The sequence below is a fragment of the Streptomyces hilarionis genome (genome assembly GCF_024539675.1).
GTDB lineage: Bacteria > Actinomycetota > Actinomycetes > Streptomycetales > Streptomycetaceae > Streptomyces > Streptomyces hilarionis.
This window is the reverse complement of the sequence record NZ_JAHHIT010000694.1, coordinates 1-280: the sequence shown is the minus strand read 5'-3', so window position 1 is coordinate 280 and position 280 is coordinate 1. Positions and strand designations below refer to the sequence as shown.

Annotated in this window: 1 protein-coding gene; it reads right to left on the bottom strand. The window is 54.3% G+C overall.

Annotation, left to right across the window (positions count from 1 at the left end; translation table 11 throughout):
• Positions 1-95: 95 nt before the first annotated feature.
• Positions 96-280 (bottom strand): DUF411 domain-containing protein (locus KMS84_RS40045; protein ID WP_256921576.1); only part of this gene is annotated, 185 nt, incomplete at its 5' end.

Genomic DNA, 280 nt, shown 5'->3' with positions numbered 1-280 from the left:
CCTACATTTGCTCGTATAGGCCCAGTCTCAAATGAGCGTTTACGTTTCTGCGCATTCGACAAGCGTAGCACTGTGAAAGCGAACGAGTTCGGAGATCAGTTTACAGGGTACCCCGCAATCGCTTGATCAATACCTGCTTTGGTCAGGCCGATGACCTGATAGGTCTCTTGTATTCCATCGACTTCCATACCGGGCGAGCCTGCCGGCATGCCCGGCGCAGCGATCCCGATAAGGTCATCGCGCTTGCTCATCGCGATTATTTGCTCAGCAGGGACGTGGC